Raw genomic sequence first — 1,534 nt, 5'->3', positions numbered from 1 at the left:
CTTGGCGAAGAGGACGGCGCCGAGCGTCTCCTCCAGCCGGGCGACGCGGCGGCCCACGGTCGCGGGGTCGACGCGCAGGCGCCGCGCGGCGCCCGACAGCCCCTCCTCCCGCGCCACGGCGAGAAATACCCGCATGTCGTCCCAGTTCATCGCCCCATCCTTGCATTTTCGCAAAACGGCTTTGGCAACCTGCCGCTTTTTGCGGCCTGCCCGCAAGGGTAAGGTGATGGGCGAAGGATCATCCCGAGGGAGAGGACGATGGAAGAGATCGGTCACTGGATCAACGGCAAGCGCGTGGCGGGCACGTCGGGGCGCATGGCCGACGTGTGGAACCCGGCCACGGGCGAGGTTCAGGCGAAGGTCGCGCTGGCCTCGAAGGCCGAGCTCGACGCCGCCGTCGCCGCCGCCGCCGCCGCGCAGCCGGCCTGGGCCGCCACCAACCCGCAGCGCCGCGCGCGGGTGATGATGGAGTTCGTCCGCCTCCTCAACCGCGACATGGACAAGCTGGCCGAGGCGCTCAGCCGCGAGCACGGCAAGACCCTGCCCGACGCGCGCGGGGACGTGCAGCGCGGCCTCGAGGTGGTCGAGTTCTGCATCGGCGCGCCGCACCTCCTGAAGGGCGAGTTCACCGACAGCGCGGGCCCCGGCATCGACATGTATTCCATGCGCCAGCCGATCGGCGTGGCCGCCGGCATCACGCCCTTCAACTTCCCGGCCATGATCCCGATGTGGAAGATGGCCCCCGCGCTGGCCTGCGGGAACGCCTTCATCCTCAAGCCCTCCGAGCGCGACCCATCGGTGCCGCTGATGCTGGCCGAGCTGATGAAGGAGGCGGGGCTGCCCGACGGCGTCCTCCAGGTCGTCAACGGCGACAAGGAGGCGGTCGACGCCATCCTCGACAACCCGACCATCGCGGGCGTGGGCTTCGTCGGCTCGACCCCCATCGCGCAGTACATCTACGAGCGCGGCTGCGCCAACGGCAAGCGCGTGCAGTGCTTCGGCGGCGCCAAGAACCACATGATCATCATGCCGGACGCCGATCTCGACCAGGCCGCCGACGCGCTGGTGGGCGCGGGCTACGGCGCGGCGGGGGAGCGCTGCATGGCCATCTCGGTCGCCGTCCCCGTGGGCGAGGAGACCGCCGACCGCCTGATCGAGAAGCTCGTGCCGAAGATCGAGGCGCTGAAGGTCGGCCCCTACACGGCGGGCGAGGACGTGGATTACGGCCCCGTCGTCACGCCGCAGGCGCGCGACAACATCCTGCGCCTCGTGCAGTCCGGCATCGACCAGGGGGCGGAGCTCGTCGTCGACGGGCGGAACTTCTCGCTCCAGGGCTACGAGAACGGCTTCTTCGTCGGCCCGCACCTTTTCGACCGGGTGACGAAGGACATGGACATCTACCGGACCGAGATCTTCGGCCCCGTCCTCTCGACCGTCCGCGCGAAGTCCTACGAGGAGGCGCTCGGCCTCGCCATGGACCACGAATACGGCAACGGCACCGCGATCTTCACGCGCGACGGCGACACCGCGCGCG

The 1,534-nt window shown here is 70.2% G+C and carries 2 protein-coding genes; one reads left to right on the top strand and one right to left on the bottom strand.

Annotated elements, in window-relative coordinates; translation table 11 throughout:
- Positions 1 to 150 (bottom strand): LysR family transcriptional regulator (locus ACTS11_RS19810; protein WP_442642005.1); only part of this gene is annotated, 150 nt, incomplete at its 3' end.
- 108 nt (positions 151 to 258) lie between these two features.
- On the opposite strand from ACTS11_RS19810, the gene mmsA reads away from it, so the two are divergent.
- Positions 259 to 1,534: CoA-acylating methylmalonate-semialdehyde dehydrogenase (gene mmsA, locus ACTS11_RS19805; RefSeq protein ID WP_442642004.1), on the top strand; the 1,276-nt coding region annotated here is incomplete at its 3' end.

This window comes from Roseicyclus sp., from assembly GCF_052168335.1.
Taxonomy (GTDB): domain Bacteria; phylum Pseudomonadota; class Alphaproteobacteria; order Rhodobacterales; family Rhodobacteraceae; genus Roseibacterium.
The sequence above is the reverse complement of the archived record's forward strand: the minus strand, read 5'-3'. Positions and strand labels throughout refer to the sequence as shown.